Consider the following 22,731-nt stretch of genomic DNA (forward strand, 5'->3'; position numbering starts at 1 on the left):
CGCCGCCGCCGCCGGCGCCGACCCTCGCGGATTAGCGCCGCTGGGCCGGGTGTGAGTGCGATTCGGCGGGTAGCGACGCCAGCGCCCACGACGGACCAGCCAGCGCAGAGCAGCGCCGTCGCTGGTGCGGGCGTGAGAAAGGGTCAGTGGGGTAGCGACGCCAGGACTACGTCCAGGACGCGGACCGCGTCGGGTTTGGAGAGGGGGTTGTTGCCGTTGCCGCACTTGGGTGACTGCACGCACGATGGGCAGCCGGTCTCGCAGGTGCAGCCGTCGATCGCGTCTCTCGTGGCCTGGAGCCACGACCTGGCGATTTTGTACGCGCGCTCGGCGAATCCCGCGCCGCCCGGGTGTCCGTCGTACACGAACACGGTGGGTGTCTCAGTGTCCGGGTGGGCTGCCGTCGATAGGCCGCCGATGTCCCAGCGGTCGCAGGTCGCGACCAGCGGGAGCAGGCCGATGGCGGCGTGCTCGGCCGCGTGTAGGCCGCCCGGCACGTCGTCCACGCCGGCGGCCTCCAGCGACTGCGGTGACAGCGTGAACCAGACCGCCGTCGTACGCAGCTCGCGTGTGGGCAGGTCCAGTGGCCAGGTGCCGAGCACCTCGCCCGAGCCGATGCGGCGGCGCTGGTACGAGACGACCTGGCTGGTCACGTCGACGTCGCCGAAGAAGAGGCCGACCGGGCCGGCATCCACATACGAGCGCACCGACACCACGGACAGCGAGGTGACGTCGCGAGCGTGGGTGGACCACTCCGGCTCCTCGCGGTGCACAAGCGCGACCGCGTCGTCGAGGTCGAGGGTGTCCACGACGTACGACTCGCCCTGATGCAGGTAGACGGCTCCGGTATGGACCATGAAGTGCGACGAGCCGGGGTCGACCGTGCCCAGCAGGCGGCCGGTGGCGGCCTCGACCACGCAGACGGGCAGCCCGCCGGTGCCGCGCAGGTCGACGCTCGGGCGGCCCTCGCCGGTCCAGTACCAGCCGCTGGGGCGGCGGCGCAGGATGCCCTCGGCCACAAGCTCGTCGAGCACCGCGGGCGCGTCCGGGCCGAAGAGGGGGAGGTCGGCGCGGGTGAGTGGCGCCTCGTACGCGGCGCTGCACAGCTGGGGTCCCAGCACGTACGGATTGGCGGGGTCGAGCACCGTCGCCTCGACCGGCCGGCCGAAGAGCGCCTCGGGGTGGTGCACCAAATACGTGTCGAGCGGGTCGTCGCGGGCGACGAGCACGGCGAGCGCCTCGTGCCCGTTGCGCCCGGCCCGGCCGGCCTGCTGCCACATCGACGCGCGGGTGCCCGGCCAGCCGCAGATCACGACCGCGTCCAGGCCCACCAGGTCGACGCCGAGCTCCAGCGCGTTTGTGGACGCAAGGCCGAGCAGCTCGCCGGAGTGGAGGGCTGCCTCCAGCTCGCGCCGCTCCTCGCGCAGGTAGCCGCCCCGGTACGCGGCGACCCGCGCGCCCAGCCCGGGCACCGCCTCGTCGAGCGACCGCCGGGCCATCGTCGCGACGGCCTCGGCGCCGCGGCGGGAGCGGACGAACGCCAGCGTGCGTACCCCGTTGACGACCGCGTCCGCCAAGAGGTCGGCACTCTCCCGCAGCGCCGAGCGGCGGACCGGGGCCGCATCGCTGCCAGCCGCTACAGACTCGACGTGCGGCGGCTCGCACAGCGCGAAGGTCACCCCGCCGCGCGGCGACGCGTCCTCGGTGACGGCCTCGACCACCAGGCCGGTGAGCCGCTTAGCGGACGTCGCCGGGTCGCCCGACGTCGCCGAGGCCAGCACGAAGATGGGCGTACGGCCGTAGCGGGCGGCCGCTCGCCGAAGGCGGCGCAGCACGTGCGCGACGTGCGAGCCGAAGACGCCGCGGTACGTGTGGCACTCGTCGACGACCACGTACCGCAGGCGCCGCAGAAAGGTCTGCCACGCTGCGTGACCCGGGAGGATGCCGTGGTGGAGCATGTCGGGGTTGGTCAGCACGAAGCGTGAGTGCTGCCGGATCCACTCGCGCTCCTCACGCGGGGTGTCGCCGTCGTAGCAGGCTGGCCGTACACCATCGATATCGAGCGACGAGACGGCGCGCAACTGGTCGGCGGCGAGCGCCTTGGTCGGTGCTAGATAAATAGCCGTGGCGCGCGGGTCCTCCAGCATCGTGGCGAGCGCGGGCAGCTGGTACGCCATCGACTTGCCGGACGCGGTGCCAGTGGCGACCACGACGTGGCGGCCGGCGTGCGCGTGGTTGGCCGCCTCGGCCTGGTGCCGCCACGGCGCGGTGACCCCCCGCGCGGCGAACGCCTCCCGCAGCGGGTCGGGCACCCAGTTCGGCCAAGGCACTGTCTCGCCGGCCCGGGTGGGCACCCGCTCGATGTGCGTGACGGAGTCGGGACGCAGCCGGCGTAGCAGCTCTGCCGGCTCGGCGACGGTCGTCACGCAAGCACTCTCGCACTGGTGTGCGGAAAACCCAAACAGGCGAGTATGCCTAAACCCGAACGTGCTGGCCGGGCGGCTCACCGCGCGGGTCGTGTCGATGGTTAGATTCCGGGAGGACCGAGAAGACGTGTCGACACGCGCCGGCACGGGCGACTCGGGCAGGAAGTGGCGGCAGTACTGGAGGCACCCCGATGGAGCTCTCGCTTGCGACCCGCGCTGTCGCCGAGCACCAGGTGCTGGAGGTCGGCGGTGAGGTGGACGTATATACGGCGCCTCGGCTGCGCGAGCGGCTCAACGAGCTGATCGACGGTGGCGCGCGAAGCATCGTGGTCGACCTCAACCGGGTTGACTTCCTCGACTCCACCGGCCTCGGGGTGCTCGTGGGCGCACACCGGCGGCTGCGCCCGCTGGGTGGCCGTTGCGCGCTGGCCTGCGACAAAGAGCCGCTGCTGAAGATCTTCCGCATCACCGCGCTGGACCAGGTCTTTCCCCTGTACCCGTCGGTGGAGGCGGCGACGGACCCATCCGGCCCCGCCGCGTGATGTCGACCGTCCGACTCGCGTTCTCGCCGGCCCCGGTGCATGTCCGGACGGCGCGGCTGGTCGGCGTGGCGGTGGCCCGCCGGGCCGGTGTGGCCGAGGAGCTGCTCGACGAGGTGCGGCTGGCGATCGGCGAGGCATGCACGCGGGCGGTGGCGCTGCACCGGCAGTACGGGCTGCCCGACCTCGTGCAGATGGAGATGAGCGACGACCAGAGCTACACGGTTCGGGTGATCGACCGCGCGCCGATCGAGGCAGGGCTGGGCCTCACCGCACTCCCTCCGGACGAGCTGGCCAACGAGTCGCTGACCGATGAGGCACTCACCGTCGGTGTCGGATTTGCACTGCTTGCCGGCTTCGTCGATGACCTCCAAGTGCGTCCGGTGGAGGTCGGCATTGGCACAGAAGTGCGGATGGTCTGGCCCGTCGCAAAGTAAGGTCTGACTCGCCGGGACCTAAACCGGCTAACACAGCGGCGAATATCACCGTCACACGCCCGGTGGGCGGTGTGACCATGAACACGGTGTGCCGCTACAGTACGCGGGTTATCTGCAAGAACCCGGGTGCGCGGGCGCCGGGGTTCGATTGCGCAACCGCGTGCAGGCGCTCCGCCGGTTCGTCCGCCGGCTGGGCGGGCATCGCAACGGCACAGGAGGACATAGATGTCCGGACCCTTGGCCGCCGACGGCGGCGGGCTGTCCATCACCGGCATGAACCTTACGTACGTCATCATCGCGGCCGTGATCGCGCTGGTGGCGCTCGGATTCGCGGCAGCCCTGGTCAGGGCCGTGCTGGCGACCGGTAGGGGCACTACCAAAATGCAGGAGATCGCCGGCGCCGTGCAGGAAGGCGCGTCGGCGTACCTGATCCGCCAGTTCAGGACCCTCGGCATCTTCGTCGTGCTGGCCGTGGTGCTGCTGTTCATACTCCCGGTGCACGGCGACAGTGACAACGAGACGCTCGTCAAGATCGGCCGTTCGGCGTTCTTCGTCGTGGGTGCGCTGTTCAGCGCGTTCATCGGCGGTGCCGGCATGGCGCTGGCGACGCGGGCCAACCTCCGCGTGGCGGCGGCGGCGCGGGCCAGCGAGGGCGGTCGCGAGGAAGCGATGAAGATCGCCTTCCGCACCGGCGGCGTGGTCGGCTTCCTCACGGTCGGCCTCGGCCTCTTCGGTGCGTCGCTCGTGGTGCTGCTCTACAAGGGCGACGCACCCACGGTGCTGGAGGGCTTCGGCTTCGGCGCCGCGCTGCTCGCGATGTTCATGCGGGTCGGCGGTGGCATCTTCACCAAGGCCGCGGACGTCGGCGCCGACCTGGTCGGCAAGGTGGAGCAGGGCATTCCGGAGGACGATCCGCGCAATGCCGCCACCATCGCCGACAACGTGGGCGACAACGTCGGTGACTGCGCGGGTATGGCGGCCGACCTCTTCGAGTCGTATGCGGTGACGCTTGTCGCGGCCCTCATCCTCGGCCGGGCCGCGTTCGGCGAGGAGGGCCTGGTCTTCCCGCTGATCGTCTCCGGCATCGGGGCGATCATCGCGATCATCGGCGTGTTCATCACCCGCCTGCGCGCCTCGGACCGCAGCGGCCTGAGCGCGATCAACCGCGCCTTCTACATCTCCGCGGGACTCGCCGCCGTGCTCGTGGCGGCCGCCTCGTTCGCGTACCTGCCGTCCGACTTCGCGGACTTCGGTGGCGACGTCGCGGACGTCGACGGCAACCCGCGGCTCATCGCGATCGGCGCGGTCGTGATCGGCATCGTGCTGGCCGCCGCCATCCAGGCGCTGACCGGCTACTTCACCGAGACCAACCGGCGCCCGGTGCGCGACATCGGCAAGACCTCGGAGACCGGAGCGGCGACTGTCATCCTCGCCGGCATCAGCATCGGGCTCGAGTCGGCCGTGTACTCGGCGCTGCTGATCGGCGCCGGCGTGTTCGGCGCGTTCCTGCTGGGCGGCGGCTCGATCACGCTCTCGCTCTTCGCGGTCGCGCTGGCCGGCACCGGCCTGCTCACCACCGTCGGCGTGATCGTCGCGATGGACACCTTCGGCCCGATCTCGGATAACGCGCAGGGCATCGCCGAGATGTCCGGCGACATCGACGAGAAGGGCGCGCGAACGCTGACCGAGCTCGACGCGGTCGGCAACACCACCAAGGCGATCACCAAGGGCATCGCGATCGCGACGGCCGTCCTCGCGGCGACCGCGCTCTTCGGGTCGTACCAGGACACCGTCGTTAGCTCGCTCGCCGACGCCGGCTCCGACCTGTCGATCGACCAGCTGCTCAACGTGGCCAACCCGCGCAACCTGGTGGGTCTGATCATCGGTGCCGCGGTGGTGTTCCTCTTCTCCGGCCTGGCCATCAACGCGGTGTCCCGCTCGGCGGGCGCGGTCGTGATGGAGGTGCGTCGCCAGTTCCGCGAGTTCCCGGGGATCATGGACGGCACCCAGCGCCCGGAGTACGGCAAGGTGGTCGACATCTGCACCCGGGACGCGCAGCGCGAGCTGATGACCCCCGGTCTGCTGGCGATCCTCGCGCCGATCGCTGTGGGCTTCGGCCTCGGCCCCGGCGCGCTCGCGGCCTACCTGGCCGGCGCCATCGGCACCGGCGTGCTCATGGCGGTCTTCCTGGCCAACTCGGGCGGTGCCTGGGACAACGCCAAGAAGCTCGTCGAGGACGGCGCGCACGGCGGCAAGGGCTCGGAGGCGCACGCCGCGACGGTCATCGGTGACACGGTGGGTGACCCGTTCAAGGACACCGCCGGTCCGGCGATCAACCCGCTGATCAAGGTGATGAACCTTGTCTCGCTGCTGATCGCGCCGGCCGTCGTGACGTACAGCATCGGCGACGACCAGAACGACGCGCTGCGTATCTCGATCGCGGTCGTGGCGGTCCTCGTCGTCGTGGCGGCGGTGGCGTTCAGCAAGCGCAAGCCGATCGCCATGAACGAGGCAGGGTCTGGTGCGGCACCGGGAAAAGCAGGTGACGGCACGCCCGACCAGGAGCACGAGCGGGTGAATGCCTGACACCTCGGTCAAGCACGATCAGGGCGTCCCGTACGTGTGCGGGGCGCCCTGATCTTTGATGAGCCATCTCTCGCAAACCGCTACGCTGCAACGCATGCGTACGCCCCGCGCAGTTCTCGTCGCACTCACGACGGCGTTCGCGCTCCTGGTGGGAGGCTGCGGGGGCGGGCCGGCGCCCCGGGCGTGGGCGGCCAACGTGTGCACCGCGCTGAGTCCCTGGCGCACCGAGATCAGCACGCTGACCAGCCAGACCCAGCAGCAGATGACCGCGAAGACCACCCCCGCGCAGGCGAAAGAGAATCTTGTACGCCTGCTGGGCGGCGCCGAGTCGGCCAGCGAGACGGCCCGGTCCAAGGTCGAGGAGGCAGGTGTGCCGGACGTCGACGGCGGCGCAGATGTCGCCACGGGCTTCGTCCGCTCGCTGACCGCCATGCGCGACGCGTACGGGCGGGCGAAGCAGAGCATCGAAGGACTGGACGCGGGGCGCGCCGACCCCTTCTACGACGGCGTCGAGTCGGTCATGAACAAGCTGACGACGGAGTACAACCAGAGCGCCCTGGACACCAGCTCACTCGACTCGGAGGAGCTGCGGGCGGCCTTCGACGAGGTCCCGGAGTGTCGCTGACCCCGGGCGCCCACGAGCCGACCCGGCGACAGCTTTCGCTCTTCGGGGTGGAGGCCCACGACCCCCGCCCGGCTGACCTGGCCGGGCTGCTCGCCGGGCCGGGGGAGGTAGTCCGGATGGGTGGCACGGCCCGCGTCTCGGTCGAGGTCGACCGGGCCTGGCGGGTACACGTGCTGATCGCTGAGCTGGCCCTTCGCGGCCTCCAGGCCACCTGGGAGCTAGCCACCGTCGAGGGACAGCTTGTCGTCCGAACGGCGTACGCCACCACCCTCGCCGCACTCGGCGCGGCATGGCTGCGTACCACGGCCAAGCGCCCGCCGCCCAACTTCCACCTCAACGGGCCCCGCCTGCGCCTCTGGGCAGCCGCCGCGGGCGGTCCTGACCAGCACGGATACGTCCTGCGCCTGGGCGCGGCGGACGAGCCCTGGTGGGAGTCTGTGGGGGCCGCGCTGGCCGCCCTGGGACTGCCCGCCGTGCTGCTCGGACCGCGCGCGGGTGGGCCTGCGTACCGGATCACAGGACGGCGCCGTCTGGGCCGTCTGGCGGAGCTTGTGGGCGACCGCCCAGCCGCCGCCCCGCCCGCTGAATGGCCTGGTTGATAGGGGGAAAAGACCTTTCCGGCGCGGCGGTGGCCGACGTCCGTGTCGCAGTTCGGTGTACGGTGTCGCCGACCGGTCCGCGCAACCGCCAGACCGGCGGCGCGTTACGTTGGACATCCGGCGTCCGGTTCTGATACCGGACGCAAGGGGCCAAGTTTGTAGCCAGAGGCAGCAGTAAAGGTCAGGAGAGAAGTGCCGAGCAACGCCAGCAGCCGTCTGGTCATCGTCGAGTCACCGGCGAAGGCCAAGACGATCTCGGGTTACCTCGGCCCGGGATACGTCGTGGAGGCGAGCCTGGGCCACGTGCGTGACCTTCCGCGTAACGCCGCCGACGTGCCGGCTTCGCACAAGAAGGAGCCCTGGGCCCGGCTCGGCGTCGACGTCGACAACGGGTTCGCCGCCCTGTACGTCGTATCTCCCGACCGGAAGGAACAGATCCGCAAGCTTCGCTCGCTGGTCAAGGAGGTCGACGAGGTCTTCCTCGCCACCGATGAGGACCGCGAGGGCGAGGCCATCGCCTGGCACCTGGTGGAGACGCTGAAGCCCAAGGTGCCGGTCCGCCGGATGGTCTTCCACGAGATCACCAGGTCGGCCATCCAGGCCGCGATCGCGAGCCCGCGCGACATCGACCGCGATCTTGTCGACGCGCAGGAGGCCCGCCGCATCCTGGATCGCCTCTACGGGTACGAGGTGTCGCCCGTCCTGTGGAAGAAGGTCATGCCCCGGCTCTCGGCCGGCCGGGTGCAGTCGGTCGCCACCCGCATCGTGGTGGAGCGCGAGCGGCATCGGATGGCGTTCCGCACCGCCGAGTACTGGGACGTGGCCGCCACGCTTGCCGTACAGGGCAAGGTTGAGGGCCCTCGCACGTTCGGGGCGACACTGATCGCGCTCGACGGCGACCGCATCGCGACCGGCAAGGACTTCGAGCCGACGACGGGGCAGGTGAAGCCCGGCGCCGGGGTCGTGCACCTCGATGCCGACGGCGCCCGTGGCCTGGCCGCTCGCCTCGACGGGCGGCCATTCACTGTCACCCGTGTGGAGGAAAAGCCGTACCGGCGGAGGCCGTACGCGCCGTTCATCACCTCCACCCTCCAGCAGGAGGCCGCACGCAAGCTGCGCCTCTCCTCGCAGCAGACGATGCGGGTCGCGCAGCGGCTGTACGAAAATGGCTACATCACCTATATGCGTACCGACTCGGTCAACCTCTCGGAGACCGCCCTCGCGGCTGCTCGCCGGCAGATCGCCGAGCTCTACGGCGAGCGCAACGTGCCACCGGAGCCCCGCCGCTACACCGGCAAGGTCAAGAACGCGCAGGAGGCGCACGAGGCGATCCGCCCCGCGGGTGACAACTTCCGCACGCCGGGCGAGGTGGCCAAGGAGCTGTCGACCGAGGAGTTCAAGCTCTACGAGCTGATCTGGCGGCGCACGATCGCGTCCCAGATGACCGACGCGGTCGGCTCGTCCGTCTCGGTGCGCATCCGCGCCATCTCGACCTCGGGCGAGGAGGCTGACTTCGGGGCGACCGGTAAGACGATCACCGACCCGGGCTTCCTGCGCGCGTACGTCGAGTCCTCCGACGACGAGAATGCCGAGGCCGAGGACCAGGAGCGGCGGCTGCCCAACCTGGTCAAGGACCAGCCGCTCACCGCCGAGGAGCTGGCCGCGGTCGGGCACACGACCCAGCCGCCGGCGCGCTACACCGAGGCTTCGCTGGTCAAGCAGCTTGAGGAGCTGGGCATCGGGCGCCCGTCGACGTACGCGTCGATCATGGCGACGATCCAGGACCGGGGGTACGTCTTCAAGCGCGGACAGGCGCTGATCCCGTCCTTCCTCGCGTTCGCGGTGGTGGGGCTGCTGGAGCAGCACTACCCGCGGCTCGTCGACTACAACTTCACGGCCGCGATGGAAAACGAGCTGGACGAGATCGCGGCCGGTGACGCCCACTCGACCGACTTCCTGACCTCGTTCTACTTCGGCTCGCCGGTCGGCGACGACGGTTCGATCGCCCGCTCCGGTGGCCTGAAAAAGATGGTCACCGAAAACCTCGGCGACATCGACGCGCGCAGCGTCAACTCCATCCCGCTCTTCCGCGACGACGAGGGGCGTGACGTCGTCGTCCGGGTCGGCCGCTACGGGCCGTACCTCCAGCGCACCCTGCCCGACGCCGAGCCGGCTGCGGACGGGGGCGACGACCGTGTCTCCATCCCCGAAGGGCTGGCGCCCGACGAGCTGACCCCGGAGAAGGTCGAGGAGCTCTACCTCGGCGGCAGCGGGGAGCGAAAGCTGGGCGAGCACCCGGAGACCGGCGAGCCGGTGGTGCTCAAGTCCGGCCGCTACGGCCCGTACGTCTCCACCGGCGACCGCAACGCATCGCTGCTGCGCTCGCAGTCCCCGGAGACGGTGACGCTCGAAGAGGCGTTGAAGCTGCTCACGCTGCCCCGCCTGGTCGGCACCGACCCGGAGGGCAAGGAGATCCTGGCGGCAGCGGGCCGCTACGGGCCGTACGTCAAGCGCGACGACGACTACCGCTCGCTCGACTCCGAAGACAAGATCTTCACGGTCACGCTCGACGAGGCGCTGGCGCTGCTGGCCGCACCGAAGACCCGCCAGCGCCGGGCTGCCGCCGAGCCGCTGCGCGAGCTGGGTGTCGACCCGCTCACCGAAAAGCAGATGACCATCAAGAACGGGCGCTTCGGGCCGTACGTGACGGACGGCGAGACGAACGCGTCGCTGCGCCGTGACCAGACGCCGGAGTCGCTCACCGTCGAGCAGGCTTCGGAGATGCTGGCCGAGCGGCGGGCGCGGGGTCCGGCGAAGCCGCGCAAGAAGGCGGCCGCCGCGAAGAAGACCACAGCGGCGGCGGACGGCGCGGCGCCGGCGAAGAAGACCGCAGCCAAGAAGACCGCGGCTGCGAAGAAGACGACCGCGAAGAAGACCACGACGGCGGCGAAGAAGGCCGCGCCGAAGAAGGCGGCAGCGCGCAAGTCTTCCGAGTAGTTCGAACAGGTGTACGATGAGGCGCGTGTATGACCACGACGTCCCCGACAAGCGTGCCGTCGTCACCCACCGCCTGTCCGGCTTCCACGGGCCAGTCAGTGGCCGGGTGAGGTTGCCACACCGGATGTTCTGGCACGCCGACCGAGTGTTCGATCTGGACCAGCCAGCCGCGCTCCGCCGGATGTACGAGATCGTGCTCCGCGAGGCACTGTCCTATGACGAGCTTCGCACCTGGCTGGACGTGCCGACTCTCCGCCGGGAGTGGCACAGCCTGTCCCTGCCCCTGTCGGTCCGCCGCGATTGGGAGCGCCGCCACCCGAGCCTGGCCACCTGAGGCGCACACGACGGGCCTCAGGGGCCGAGGACCCGCTCGGTGTATGCGTTGGCGAAGACGCGGGACGGGTCCAGCCGGTCGCGGGCGGCCAGGAAGTCGTCGAAGTGTGGGTACGCGGGCCGTAGCGTCCCGGCGTCCCGGTAGTGGAGCTTGCCCCAATGTGGACGGCCGCCGAGATCCTGGGCCACCCGTTCGAATGCGCGGAAGTACGGCTCGTACTCCACCCCCACGTACTGGTGGATCGCGATGTACGCGGACTCCCGCCCGTACCCGTGCGAGAGCCAGATGTCGTCCGGGGCGGAAAACCGTACCTCGACCGGGATCAGCACCTTGAAGGGCAGCGACTCCACCACCCGCCGCAGCCCGGCGAAGGCCTCGGGCAGCGCGGCGCGGGGCAGCGCGTACTCCATCTCGGTGAAGCGCACCCGGCGCGGGCTGACGAAGCACGCGTCGGAGCGGGCCGTGTAGACGCGCGGCGTCAGCACCCGGGCCTCGGTGCGTGAAATGGCCGGCACCAGCGCGGGCACGCGGCGACCGACCCGGCAGAGGCCGCCGAGCACGGTGTTCTGTAGGAAGTCGTCGTCCCACCAGGCGCGCAGCTTCGACAGTGGACGGTCGTCGGCGGGTGCCCGGTTGTTGCGCTTGGTGAGTGTCTGCTCGGTGTACGGCAGCCAGTAGAACTCGAAGTGGTCGTTGTCTCCGATGTGGTCGGTCAGCCCGGACAGCACGGCGTCGAGCGGCAGGGGTCGCTCGTCGGCGTGCAGCACGAACGCGTCGACGCACCGCAGCCTGACCTCGGTGATCACGCCGAGCGCGCCGAGCCCCACCCGGGCCGCCACGAAGACGTCGGGGTGCTCGTCCGGGCCGCATCTGATCACCGCGCCGGTACCGGTGACCAGCGTCAGGCCCACCACGAAGGTGGAGAGGCACCCGTAGGCCGCCCCGGTGCCGTGGGTGCCGGTCGAGATGGCGCCCGCGATGGTCTGCGCGTCGATGTCGCCGAGGTTGGGTAGGGCGAGGCCGTGCGTGGCGAGTGCCGCGTTTAGCGCGCGGAGTGGCATGGCCGGCGGGGCGCTGACAACCCTCGATTCGAGGTCGACCGAAAGGGTGGTTCCGATGCCCGATAGGTCAAGCTTGATGTCCTCCGCAAGGGCGATATCGCTAAAGGAGTGTCCGCTCCCGACCACTTTGACCCGGCGCCTGTTGGCCGCCGCGTCTTGTACCGCCGCGCTCACCTCATCGATGCTGGTGGGGCGGGCAACGGCGGCCGGTGTAGCGCTCTGGTTGCCGGCCCAGTTTTGCCACTTGACTGCCGTCGAGGCCATCCGAACCTCCAGCTAAATGTGAGTAACATTCTTATCAGCGCGGCCACTCCGCGTAAACATCTGCGATCCGTAGGCCGGGCTCGCTCGTTAATCTGAGTAAGGTTCTCACCGTCGAAAGCCTCGAAGGGAGTGGCGACGAGTGTCGACATCTACCGCGACCGTCGCGACCGGGCCGCTGCGCCGCGTCCCGGTCCAAGGGCGCAGCGTGGCGCGTGTTCAGCGGATGCTCGACGCCTGTGCCGAGCTCGTCGACGAGGTGGGCTACGAGGGGCTCACCACGACCCTGCTCGCCGAGCGGGCCGAGGTCGCGATCGGCTCGGTCTACCAGTTCTTCCCGGACAAGCGGGCCATCGTCCAGGCACTCACGCTCCGCAACATGGAGGCCTACCTTCAGCGGCTGGCCGGCAGCTGGGCCGACGGCTCGTTCACCGACTGGTGGGACGGCGTCGACGCGGCGATCGACGAGTACATCGCGATGCACCGTTCCGTACCCGGCTTCCGCACGCTGCACTTCGGTGACGTCGTCGACGTGCACCTGCTCGACGAGGAGAGCGACAACAACGCGGTGATCGCGGGGCGGGTCGCCCACGTGCTCGTCGAGCAGTTCGGGGTGGCCGAGACGGCGCGGCTGCGGTTTGCGCTGGAGATCGCGGTCGAGGCCGCCGACGCCCTGATCAAGCTGGCCTTCCGCCGCCACCCGGACGGCGACGACACGGTGCTGGGCGAGGCCAAGGCGCTGATCCGCGAGTACCTGCACCGCCACGTCGACGCCTGAGACGAGCCCTACAGGAACGCCCGTCCTTCGCCGCGGTACGTGGGCACCGTCTCCACGACTTCCGCGCCGTCCACGAGGTGCAGCTCGTTGACGTGCTCGCACAGCTCACCGGCCTTGGCATGGCGAAACCACACCCGGTCGCCCTCCCGCAGCCCGTCGGCCGCCGGGCCGCGCAACGGGGTCTGTACCTCACCGGCCCCTTCCATGTCTACGAGTCGCAGGCCCGCCGGGAGCCACGGCAGCGGCTGGCGGCTGGCGTGGGTCTGGCCGGAGGCGATCCACCCGCCGCCGGAGACGGTCACGAAGCCGCGCGCGGGGCGGCGTACCACCGCCAGCGCGAAGTAGGCCGCCGGCTCGGGGCGCCACGCCCGGTACCCGTCGAAGAGCGCCGGTCCGAACAACCCGGATCCGGCGGTCACCTCGGTCACGGCCGGGTCGGCGGCGGTGGCGGCCACGCTGCCCGTGCCGCCGCTGTTGAAGAACTCCACGTCCGCGTGCTCGCGCACGGCGGCGAGCGCGGCGCTGCGGCGGTCCAGCAGGTCACGGTATGAACGGCGCTGCATCTGCCGGATCGCGAAGCCGCGAAGCTTCTCGTGCGGCGGGGCGTCGCCGAGGCCGGCGATCTGCGCGTCGTACGCCATCAGGCCCACCAGCCGGAACCCGCGACGGGCCGTGATCTCGCGCGCGACATCGCCCGCGGCGGCGGCGGTGTGTACGGGCGAGCGGCGCACGCCGATGTGCAGGCCCAGCAGACGCCAGGAGCCGTCGAGGTCGAGGCAGACCCGGATCTCGGCGCGGTGTGCGGGCGTCGCGACCGAGTCGAGCAGGTCGAGCTGCGCGGGACCGTCGACCATGAGGGTGATCGCCCCGGCCAGGCCGGGGTCGGCGGCGAGCTCACGCAGCGCGGAGCGGTTGGCGGTCGGGTACGCCACCAGTGCGTCGTGCGTCATCCCGGATCGCACCAGCCAGATGGCCTCGGCCAGCGTGTACGCCATGACACCCCGCCAGCCGGGAGTGGCGAGGGCGCGCTCGAGGATGGCGCGGCTGCGCACGGACTTGCTGGCCACGCGCAGGGGCTTGCCGGCGGCTAGGCGGGACAGGGCGCGCGCGTTCGCGTCGAAGGCGGCGAGATCGACGACTGCGAACGGCGGGTCGAGGTCCGCGGTGGCCTTTTCGAGGCGTTCGCGGAGCGCGTCGCGGGTGGTCGTCGTCACACGAGCACGCTAACGGGTCGATACAGTAAAGCGAAACTCCTTCGTGTATCAATCACTCCCGCGAGCCGTGCTACCAGGGCCATCAGGCTGCGCGTCTAGAGTGTCAGCGGATGCCCGCAGGCGGAGGGACGACGGCCATCGACGCGAATGCTCGCGACGAAAGCGGTAGCGACAGCGGCCGCGCCGGCGCGTCGACGAGGAGCTCGTCGACGGCCCAGGTCGAGCTGTCCGGCTTCCAGGCGCTCCGGTCGGTGCTGCGGATCCGGCCGTTCCGCCGGCTCTGGGTGGTCACCGGAGTAGCCGCGCTCGGCGACTGGCTGGGCCTGCTGGCCACCGCCACCTTCGCCTCCGCGCAGGTCAGCGGCGACGCGGCCAAGGGCCTCGCCTTCGGCTCGGTCATCGCCGTGCGCCTGCTGCCGGCCCTCGTGCTCGGCCCGGTCGCCGGCGTCCTCGCCGACCGCTTCGACCGGCGATACACGATGGTCATCTGTGACCTGCTGCGCTTCGTGTTGTTCGCGTCGATCCCGATCGTGGCCCTCTTCTCGGAAAGCGCCGGCCTCACCGTCGGCTGGGCGGCCACCGCCACCTTCCTGATCGAGACGATCACGCTGCTGTGGATCCCGGCCAAGGAGGCCGCGGTCCCCAACCTGATCCCGCGCTCCCGGCTCGAGACCGCCAACCAGCTCACGCTCATCACCACGTATGGCCTTACGCCCGTCTTCGCCGGCCTCAGCATCGCCGCGCTCGACCGGATCCTGCGCTCGGGTAACACCACGCCCCCGGAGTGGGCCGAGGCGTCAAACCTGGCGCTCTATTTCAACTCGCTCAGCCGCCTCGCCATGGCCCTTGTCGTGTACTTCGGCATCAAGGAGATCAGCGGCCGCATCCACGGGGCCAAAGAGCACGGGCAGAGCATGCTGCGGCAGTTCGTCGAGGGCTGGAAGTACGTGGGCAGCACCCCGCTGGTGCGCGGGCTCGTCTTCGGCATCCTCGGCGCGTTCGCGGGCGGCGGTGTCGTCATCGGTACCGCGCAGTTCTTCGCCCGCTCGCTCAGCGCTGGCGACGCCGCCTTCTACCTGCTCTTCGGCACCCTCTTCGTAGGGCTGGGGGCCGGCATCGGGCTTGGCCCGGCGGTGGTGCGCGACCTGTCCCGGCGGCGCTGGTTCGGCATGAGCATCGTGCTGGCCGGTGGCTCGGTACTGCTCCTCTCGGTCGCGATCCACCTCGCCATGGCGGTGTTCGGCGCCCTGCTGGTGGGCGCGGGGGCCGGCATGGCGTTCCTCTCCGGCGTGACGCTGCTCGGCGGCGAGGTGGGCGACCAGGTGCGCGGGCGGGTCTTCGCGTTCGTGCAGACCGCCGTCCGGGTCGTGCTGATGCTCGCCATCGCGGTGTCGTCGAGCCTCGTCGGCCTCGGCGGTTCCTGGGAGGTCAGCACGGTCTCGATCTCCTCCACCCGGGTGTTGCTGCTGATCGCGGGCGTCGCCAGCATCCTCACCGGCATCAGCGCGTTCCGGCAGATGGACGACAAGCCCGGCGTGCCGGTGCTGGCCGACCTCTGGGGCTCGATCCGCGGCCGCCCGCTCTCCGCAGGCGAGGAAGTGGTCGGAGCGGGTACGTTCGTCGTCTTCGAGGGCGGCGAGGGTGCCGGCAAGTCCACGCAGGTCAACGCGCTCGCCGAGGCGCTGCGGGCGGAGCGCCGCGAGGTCGTGGTGACCCGCGAGCCGGGCGGGACCGAGGTCGGGCAGCGCATCCGCGCCCTCGTGCTCGGCAAGCACTCCGAGCTGTCGCCGCGCGCCGAGGCGCTGCTGTACGCCGCGGACCGGGCCGACCACGTGGCGACCGTCGTGCGCCCGGCGCTCACCCGGGGCGCGGTGGTGGTCAGCGACCGGTATGTCGACTCGTCGCTCGCGTACCAGGGCGCCGGCCGCACGCTCCCGGTCGACGAGGTCTCCTGGCTCTCCTCCTGGGCCACCGGTGGGCTCCGGCCCGACCTCGTGGTGCTGCTCGACGTGCCACCCGAGGTGGGCCTGGCGCGGGCGGCCCGGCGGGGCGCCGCAGACCGGCTGGAGAGCGAGTCGGTATCGTTCCACGAGCGCGTGCGGTACGCGTTTCTCGACCTGGCCGCCAGCGATCCCAAGCGCTACCTGGTGCTGGACGCCACCCGGCCGCCCGAGGAGATCACCGCCGCGGTGCTGGAGCGGGTCGGCGAGATCCTGCCGGAGGCGCCGCCACACCACCACGAGCCTTCCGAGGCGTTCAAGACGATCGTGGAGGTCGACCTGGAGCGGAGACCGTCGTGAGCGCGAAGCAGGCCCGGCCATGAGTGACGTGTTCGCCGACCTGGTGGGGCAGGACGAGGCGGTCGAGACGCTGCGCCGGGCGGCGGCGGCCGGCGCTGCGGTCCTGCGCGGGGGTTCCGGCGGTGGCATGACGCACGCCTGGATCTTCACCGGGCCGCCCGGCTCGGGCCGCTCGGTGGCCGCGCGGGCCTTCGCGGCGGCCCTCCAGTGTGAGTACGGGACGGGCTGCGGCCAATGCCCCGGCTGCCACACGACGCTCGCCGGTACCCATGCCGACGTGCGGTTGGTGGTGCCGGAAGGGCTCTCGATCGGGGTCAGCGAGATGCGTGCGCTGGTGCTGCGTGCGGCGAGCACCCCGTCCGGCGGCCGGTGGCAGGTGCTGGTGATCGAAGACGCCGACCGGCTTACCGAGGCCGCCGGAAACGCGCTGCTCAAGGCCATCGAGGAGCCGCCACCGCGCACGGTCTTCCTGCTCTGCACGCCCTCGACCCACCCCGACGACATCTCGGTGACGATCCGGTCGCGCTGCCGCGTCGTACCACTGCGGCAGCCCCCGGCCAGCGCGGTCGCGACAGTGTTGGCCGCGCGCGACGGTGTCGCCGACGACGTGGCCCAGTGGGCCGCGGCGGCCGCCCAGGGACACGTGGGGCGGGCCAAGCGTCTGGCCCGCGACCCGGAGGCGCGCAAGCGGCGGGAGGCGGTGCTCGCCGTGCCACGGCGGCTGACGGGCGTCGGCGCCTGCTTCGACGCGGCTTCGGCGCTGATCGAGGCGGCCGAGCAGGAGGCGGAGGCTGCGGTCGCGGAGACCGACGCGGCCGAGCGGACCGCGCTGGAGACGGCGCTCGGCGCGGGCGGCACCGGGCGGGGTGCGGCCGGGGCGATCCGGGGTGCGGCGGGCCAGCTCAAAGACCTCGAACGCCGCCAGAAGTCGCGGGCCACCCGAGCCCAGCGCGACTCGCTCGACCGCGCGCTTGTCGACCTGGCCGGCTTCTACCGTGACGTACTCACGGTCAAGTTCGGCGCGCCGGTGTCACCGGTACACACCGACACCGCGCCGCTCGCGTCGGCCGCCGCCGATCGGTGGACCGCGGAGAGCACGCTGCGGCGGCTGGAGGCGATACTCGCCTGCCGCGACGCGATCGAGGCCAACGTGAAGCCGCGGATCGCCGTCGAGGCGATGATGCTTGCCCTCTGGCGCGGCTGACCCAAAGCAATGGCACGGGTCGCCTTTCCGAGGGCGACCGGCCGCACGCCGATTTGCGTCCTCGATTTCAACGATTGGCGCGGCTGATTTCGCCGATCAAGGGATCGTCGAAGCCAATAAATAGCGCGTTCGCGGGGCAGCGGACTGACGACCCTGGCCGGTACGGTCTGAACTCGGGTTGCCACGTCCGGTGAAAGGGCCTGCAAATTATGGGGCGGGAGATCGACGAGAGCTGGATCGAGGACGCTGTTGAGCGCTATCGCCGAATTGAAGCGCTTCAAGCGGAGTTCGAGGAAGCGGCTCGCGACTTGACGGTGACCGTCCATTCGCCGGACGGTCTTGTCGAGCTTGTCGTGACGGCCACCGGCGCGATCACCGACGTCCGTATCACCGGCGCGTTCGGCGGGCGGACCAGCGCCGAGCTGTCCCAGTCGATCCAGGCCGCCGTCACCGCGGCCGCCGACGCCGCGAAGTGGGCCCGCGAAAAGCTGCACATCGAGATGTTCGCTAGCTATCGGCCGCTGCGGGAGGTCTGAGATGGACTCCCTGCGCGACCTCGCGGCCGGCTTCGACGAGGCGGCCACCGCGCTCACGGACGCCGGTCGGCGGCTGTCCCACCTCGAGCCGCCGCCGTCCTCGTTCGGCGCGGGCGGGCCCGGCCGCCTCGGCGAGGTGGGTCGCGCACTGCATCGCCAGTGGCTCGACGCGTTCGGCGCGCGCGGTCGCGAGGCGGCCGCCGCCAGTGCCCGGCTCGCCGACGTGGCCGGCGCGCTGCGGGCCACCGCCGCTGATTACTCCGATGTGGACAAGACCGCCCGCGGCTGGCCCGGGGAGGTGTGATGGACGCGCTCGACCACCTCGCCGGCACCGCCACCCTGCTGCTTGAGCGCGTCGACAGTGCGCTCGCCACCAGCGGCGCCCCCGGTGGTCACCCGATTTGGCCGCTCATGCGCCGCCTCGGTGCCCTTCCGGGCGCCGCCACAAGCACCATCGCCGGGCTCCGGCCCGCGCCGCTGGCTGCCGCCGGGCCGTCGTTGCGTGGCCTCATCCAGGTGTACGAGGAGCGGGGCGAGACGATCGCGGACTCCGGCTCCTGGGAGGGGGCGAGTGCGGAGGTCTTCGGGGCACACCGGGCGGCGCTCTCCGCTCACCTCGGTCAGATGGCCGGCAAGCTGGGCGCGACCGACGGCTATTCGGCCGCCGTGGCTGAGTGGATCGAGGAGAGTCGCGCGGGGCTGGCCCGGGAGCTTGCCGCGGTGCTGGGCTCGCGCGAGGCGGTAACCGTCACCGTCGAGCCGTACGGGGTGCCCGGCGCCGTCGCGGCCGCCGAGATCGGGGCGCGGGTGCTGGGCGCGGTCGACACGGCATACGAGCGGGCCGAGGCACTCCTGCACCGCTGGGAGGTCGACCTGTTGGAGCTGCCCTACCAGCCGCCGGATACCGGCCCGGCGGCGTTCGGCTCCACCACCCGAGCCTGAGGGCGCCATCTATCTCCGTCAATGGCAACGGCGTCGCGCTCTGGAGCGGTAGATGCTCTCCCACCGCTCCGGCTGCGACGCCGTGGCCCTTTCCTGCACCCCCGCAGGTCTGTGGACACCCCACTCAACGCCGCTGCCCGACTTTTGTCGTGGGCGCCGCCCAGGAATCATCCGTAAGTGCGAACGGCAATGGGACGAACCGTGGCACGGCGGCGCCGACTGGCCAGCACGGCTACCGAACCAGCCATGATCAATAGTGCACCTCCGGTCGCGATCCAGGCGACGTCTGGGCCGGTCACCGGCAGTCCGCCAGCGTTGTCGACGGGTAGCGCCGCAGGTCCACAGCGTCATGGAGGCGCGACCCTCGATGCGCTGTGGCGAAAGGTCCCGTTCGTACCGACAAACCAGATCGTCTGAATGGCCGGCCCTTCAGCCGAAGGCGGATCGCGCCGTAATGTGGGGCCATGGGGATGCTCTGCGCGGTGAGCTTCAACCGGTACGGCCGGCTCTACTACCTCGACCCCGGCGAGCACCGCCCCCAGGTCGGCGACCGGGTGCTGGTGCCCACCGACGACGGCACCGAGGTGGCCGAGTGCGTGTGGGCGCCGCAGTGGGTCAGCGAAGACACCGACGGCTTCCCCAAGCTGGCCGGCATGGCCGCCGAGCGTGACCTGCGGCGCGACGAGGCCCAGCGCAAGCGCAAGGCCGAGGCCAAGGTGGCCGCCAAGCGGCTCATCCGCGAGCACGACCTGCCGATGAAGGTGGTCGCGGTCGACCACGTGCAGGAGTCCGGTGCCGGCGGCAACGGCGCGCGTACGACGATCTACTTCACCGCCCCGCACCGCGTCGACTTCCGCTCGCTGGTCCGCGACCTGGGTGCCACGCTCCGGTGCCGCGTCGAGCTGCGCCAGCTCTCCGCCCGCGACTCCGCGCGCGTGCAGGGCGGCATCGGCTCGTGCGGGCGTGACCTGTGCTGCGCCACCTTCCTGACCGACTTCGAGCCGGTCACCATCCGCATGGCGAAGGACCAGGACCTGCCGCTCAACCCGCTGCGCATCTCCGGCGCATGTGGACGGTTGATGTGCTGCCTGAAGTACGAGCACCCGCTGTACCAGAAGTTCCAGGCGTCGGCGCCCGCGGTGGGCAGTCGAGTGTCCACACCGGAGGGCGACGGCCGGGTCGTGTCGCACAGCGTGCCGCGCGACGCGGTGGTGGTGCGCATGGACGCGGACGGCTCGCGGTGCATGTGCAGCCGCGCGTCGGTGTGCGGCCCGCGGAAGGCGCACGACGAGGCGTACGGCGGCTGAGGCCGAAACGCACGGAGGCCCGGGTCACCTGACCCGGGCCTCATCGTGTGGAGCCGCCTGACGGAATCGAACCGTCGACCTATTCATTACGAGTGAATCGCTCTGCCGACTGAGCTAAGGCGGCAACGGTGGTCAAGTGTACGGCACGCCAGCGGCGGGCTCGCAACGGTTCCCCACCTTCGGCTACTTAGGGGCAGCGCATCGACACATGGCGCGACTAGGGTGCTTGACGTGAGCGAGCTTGCGAGCGAACCAATGGACTCAGCAGCTTGCGCAGGCGACGGCTCGGAGCCCAGCGACGAGGCGACGACCAGCGAAGTCCAGCAAGCTGCGCCGCCACCGGCACCGCCACCGCCACCGCGCCCGCGCACCCTCGACCCCCTCGAGCTCGGCTTCACGCCGCGCAAGCCGGTGCCCTGGCTCGCGCCGCTGCTGCTGCTCAGCACCGGCCTCCGCACGCTGCTGGCCATCCTCTTCGGCGCCTACCTCGACAAGCGCGAGCTCCAGAACGCCCTGCCCGGCCGGATCTACCACCAGCCGGGCGTGGGCGGCGAGCTGTGGATGGACTACGTGGCCGACCTCGGCGACGGGTTCGACGCGACGTACTCGGTGGCGTACCTGCTGGCCCAGCCGGACCTCGACCTCGGCGGAGAGCGACTGCCCCGCGGCCAGGTCCTGGTCATGGGAGGCGACCAGGTCTATCCCACCGCGAGCGCCTCGGCGTATGAGGATCGGTGCAAGGGCCCCTACCAGGCCGCGTTGCCCGGCGCGCCGGCCACCGGGCCGCGCCCCACGCTCTTCGCGATCGCGGGCAACCACGACTGGTACGACGGGCTGACCGCGTTTCTTCGGCTCTTCGCACGGCGCAAGGACGGCGAGATCGGTGGGTGGCGCACCGAGCAGAATAGGTCGTACTTCGCCACCGAGCTTCCCGCCGGCTGGTGGCTTTTCGGCATCGACGAGCAGTTCGGGGCGTATCTGGACGACCCCCAGCTGATCTACTTCGAGGAGGCCGCCCGCCACCTCGGGCCCGACGACCGCGTCGTGCTGGTGGTGCCGGCGCCGACCTGGGTGAAAGCCGTGGACAACCCGGATGCGTACGACGCGGTCGACTACTTCATCCGCACGGTGATCGACCCGACCGGCGCCCGCGTCCCGCTGATCATCGCGGGTGACCTGCATCACTACGCCCGCTACGCCAACGGCGAGCGGCAGCTCGTCACCTGCGGCGGAGGCGGCGCGTACCTCTACCCAACCCACAAGCTGCCCGAGCAGATCCAGGTGCCCCCGCCGGACACGCTCGCCCGCCGGGCCAGCCGCAGCCTGCCGTACGACTTGGCCGGCACGTACCCCAAGCGTGAGCGCTCCCGCCGCTTCGGCTGGGGCATCTTCGCCCGGCTGCCGCTGCGCAACCCGGGCTTCGCGGTCCTGATCGGCCTGCTGCACACGCTGCTGATGCTGCCGATGGTCGGCGTGGTGCACCGCAATGGCGAGAGCGAGACCCGCATCTTCAGCATCCCGCTCGCCATCATGGTGCTCGTCACGATCGTCGGCGCCGTGCTCTTCGCCAGACCACCCAGCGCGAGCGGCAAGCGCCACGCGCGGCATTGGCTGCTCGGCCTGGCCCACGGCTTTGGCCACGTGGGGCTGGCCGTCCTCGGTACGTGGGTGTGGCTCCAGCTCCCCTTCGTCGACTGGCCGTGGCCGCTGCCCGTGGTCGCCGCCGCGGTGGTCTACGGCCCGATCGTCGGCTACGTCGCCAGCCTGCTCGTCGCGGCGTACCTGCTGGTGGCCGGCTCGTTGGGCGTCAACGTCAACGAGCTCTTCGCGGGTCAGGGCATCGAAGACGCGAAGAGTTTCCTGCGGATACACATCGCCGCCGACGGCAGCCTCACGATCTACCCGGTCGCGATCGACCGCGTCTGCCACGGCTGGGCGGCCAACCCGGCGGCGCCGCCGGCACGCCGTGGGTCGAGCCCAATAAACCCTTGCGGGTACACCTGGCGGAAGAACCCATCGTGATCCGCTAGTCGATCCTCGCAGCGCGTATGTTTGGTGGACAGCAGTCCGGGTACCGCATCGACGTCTTTGAGAGTGCCTACCCCTCGGAAGCGCGGCCATCATGCAGACACGGCTCAACATCTCCGGTCATCCGGTCCACCCGTTCATGATGACCCTGCCCCTGGCGTTGATCGTGTGCGCGATCCTCTTCGATTTTGGTGCGCTGGTCGGGCTTCACTTCCTCAGCCAGGTCGGCTACTGGACGCTTGTGGCGGGGCTGTTCGCCGCCATCCTGGCCGTGGGTGCCGGGATGGTCGACCTCTGGGATCTGCCGGCCGGCGCGGGCAAGCGCCGCCTGGTGGCGTATGAGCTGGTCAACCTCGCGATGGTCGCCATGTTCGCGATCGTCTGCCTGGTACGCGTCGAGGACCAGGCCAGCGCGCCCACCGGGGCATCTTCCTGGTCGAGCTGCTGGCTTTGGCGACCGGCGGCTACGGCGCCTGGCTGGGCGCGTCGATGGTCCGCGAGTTTCGGATCGGCGCCGAGCCCGTCGACGACCTGCCGACCGACGTGATCTTCCCCGC

General features: G+C 70.9%; 18 protein-coding genes, 1 tRNA gene and 1 pseudogene. 16 read left to right on the forward strand and 4 right to left on the reverse strand.

The genetic code is table 11. The features are described from left to right. Positions 1 to 143: 143 nt before the first annotated feature. Positions 144 to 2,426 carry a DEAD/DEAH box helicase gene (locus Pflav_RS35445; protein ID WP_173041062.1) on the reverse strand — a complete coding sequence of 761 codons (2,283 nt, stop codon included), beginning with the start codon at positions 2,424 to 2,426 and terminating at the stop codon, positions 144 to 146. 191 nt (positions 2,427 to 2,617) lie between these two features. On the opposite strand from Pflav_RS35445, the gene Pflav_RS35450 reads away from it, so the two are divergent. The 7 genes from Pflav_RS35450 to Pflav_RS35480 all read left to right on the forward strand — a co-directional run bounded on the left by Pflav_RS35450 (position 2,618) and on the right by Pflav_RS35480 (position 10,543). Continuing rightward, the gene (locus tag Pflav_RS35450) at positions 2,618 to 2,968 is read left to right on the forward strand and encodes an STAS domain-containing protein (RefSeq protein WP_173041063.1); all 351 of its coding nucleotides are present in this window, start codon (positions 2,618 to 2,620) and stop codon (positions 2,966 to 2,968) included. Continuing rightward, entirely contained in the window at positions 2,965 to 3,402 is a 438-nt protein-coding gene (locus Pflav_RS35455) for an ATP-binding protein (protein ID WP_173041064.1), read from the forward strand. Before Pflav_RS35450 ends, Pflav_RS35455 begins: the two co-directional genes overlap by 4 nt. 225 nt (positions 3,403 to 3,627) lie before the next feature. Then, positions 3,628 to 5,988 (forward strand): sodium-translocating pyrophosphatase, encoded by a 2,361-nt coding sequence (locus Pflav_RS35460; RefSeq protein ID WP_173041065.1) that lies wholly within the window; start codon positions 3,628 to 3,630, stop codon positions 5,986 to 5,988. Between the two features lie 94 nt (positions 5,989 to 6,082). Beyond that, the gene (locus tag Pflav_RS35465; RefSeq protein ID WP_173041066.1) at positions 6,083 to 6,613 is read left to right on the forward strand and encodes a hypothetical protein; all 531 of its coding nucleotides are present in this window, start codon (positions 6,083 to 6,085) and stop codon (positions 6,611 to 6,613) included. Continuing rightward, positions 6,604 to 7,212, forward strand: coding sequence for a hypothetical protein (locus Pflav_RS35470; RefSeq protein ID WP_173041067.1), 609 nt, complete (start codon positions 6,604 to 6,606; stop codon positions 7,210 to 7,212). Before Pflav_RS35465 ends, Pflav_RS35470 begins: the two co-directional genes overlap by 10 nt. 192 nt (positions 7,213 to 7,404) lie before the next feature. Beyond that, complete coding sequence (gene topA / locus Pflav_RS35475; protein ID WP_173041068.1) at positions 7,405 to 10,209, forward strand: type I DNA topoisomerase; 2,805 nt, start codon at positions 7,405 to 7,407, stop codon at positions 10,207 to 10,209. 25 nt (positions 10,210 to 10,234) lie between these two features. Continuing rightward, positions 10,235 to 10,543, forward strand: coding sequence for a hypothetical protein (locus Pflav_RS35480; RefSeq protein ID WP_377307543.1), 309 nt, complete (start codon positions 10,235 to 10,237; stop codon positions 10,541 to 10,543). Positions 10,544 to 10,560: 17 nt separating this feature from the next. Here the strand turns inward: Pflav_RS35480 and Pflav_RS35485 are convergent, their stop codons facing one another. Then, a complete protein-coding gene (locus Pflav_RS35485) occupies positions 10,561 to 11,868 on the reverse strand; it encodes a D-arabinono-1,4-lactone oxidase (protein WP_173041070.1) in 1,308 nt (435 codons plus the stop codon). Positions 11,869 to 12,091: 223 nt separating this feature from the next. On the opposite strand from Pflav_RS35485, the gene Pflav_RS35490 reads away from it, so the two are divergent. After that, entirely contained in the window at positions 12,092 to 12,643 is a 552-nt protein-coding gene (locus Pflav_RS35490) for a TetR/AcrR family transcriptional regulator (RefSeq protein ID WP_173042820.1), read from the forward strand. A gap of 8 nt (positions 12,644 to 12,651) precedes the next feature. Here the strand turns inward: Pflav_RS35490 and Pflav_RS35495 are convergent, their stop codons facing one another. Then, the gene (locus Pflav_RS35495; RefSeq protein WP_173041071.1) at positions 12,652 to 13,857 is read right to left on the reverse strand and encodes an amino acid deaminase/aldolase; all 1,206 of its coding nucleotides are present in this window, start codon (positions 13,855 to 13,857) and stop codon (positions 12,652 to 12,654) included. A 110-nt stretch (positions 13,858 to 13,967) separates the two neighbouring features. Between Pflav_RS35495 and tmk the strand changes: the two genes are divergently transcribed. From tmk to Pflav_RS35525, 6 genes are all read left to right on the forward strand, one after another. Continuing rightward, positions 13,968 to 16,157: a dTMP kinase gene (gene tmk, locus Pflav_RS35500; protein ID WP_173041072.1), complete on the forward strand. Its 2,190-nt coding sequence runs from the start codon at positions 13,968 to 13,970 to the stop codon at positions 16,155 to 16,157. A 19-nt stretch (positions 16,158 to 16,176) separates the two neighbouring features. Continuing rightward, positions 16,177 to 17,361, forward strand: coding sequence for a DNA polymerase III subunit delta' (locus Pflav_RS35505; RefSeq protein WP_173041073.1), 1,185 nt, complete (start codon positions 16,177 to 16,179; stop codon positions 17,359 to 17,361). Between the two features lie 209 nt (positions 17,362 to 17,570). After that, positions 17,571 to 17,897, forward strand: coding sequence for a YbaB/EbfC family nucleoid-associated protein (locus Pflav_RS35510; RefSeq protein ID WP_173041074.1), 327 nt, complete (start codon positions 17,571 to 17,573; stop codon positions 17,895 to 17,897). 1 nt (position 17,898) lies between these two features. Continuing rightward, positions 17,899 to 18,201, forward strand: coding sequence for a hypothetical protein (locus tag Pflav_RS35515; protein WP_173041075.1), 303 nt, complete (start codon positions 17,899 to 17,901; stop codon positions 18,199 to 18,201). Then, complete coding sequence (locus Pflav_RS35520; protein ID WP_173041076.1) at positions 18,201 to 18,839, forward strand: hypothetical protein; 639 nt, start codon at positions 18,201 to 18,203, stop codon at positions 18,837 to 18,839. The genes Pflav_RS35515 and Pflav_RS35520 overlap by 1 nt, the downstream gene beginning before the upstream one ends. Before the next feature lie 464 nt (positions 18,840 to 19,303). Further along, positions 19,304 to 20,146, forward strand: a complete 843-nt coding sequence (locus Pflav_RS35525; protein ID WP_173041077.1) for a PSP1 domain-containing protein — start codon at positions 19,304 to 19,306, stop codon at positions 20,144 to 20,146. A 48-nt stretch (positions 20,147 to 20,194) separates the two neighbouring features. Here the strand turns inward: Pflav_RS35525 and Pflav_RS35530 are convergent. Beyond that, positions 20,195 to 20,270: transfer RNA gene (locus Pflav_RS35530), tRNA-Thr, on the reverse strand. Between the two features lie 131 nt (positions 20,271 to 20,401). Here Pflav_RS35530 and Pflav_RS35535 point away from each other — a divergent pair. Together Pflav_RS35535 and Pflav_RS35540 are read left to right on the forward strand one after the other, a co-directional pair. Then, positions 20,402 to 22,176, forward strand: a pseudogene (locus Pflav_RS35535) (metallophosphoesterase). A 92-nt stretch (positions 22,177 to 22,268) separates the two neighbouring features. Then, positions 22,269 to 22,721 carry a DUF2231 domain-containing protein gene (locus Pflav_RS35540; RefSeq protein ID WP_173041078.1) on the forward strand — a complete coding sequence of 151 codons (453 nt, stop codon included), beginning with the start codon at positions 22,269 to 22,271 and terminating at the stop codon, positions 22,719 to 22,721. Positions 22,722 to 22,731 lie beyond the last annotated feature (10 nt).

Source organism: Phytohabitans flavus, assembly GCF_011764545.1.
In the GTDB taxonomy this organism is placed as follows: domain Bacteria; phylum Actinomycetota; class Actinomycetes; order Mycobacteriales; family Micromonosporaceae; genus Phytohabitans; species Phytohabitans flavus.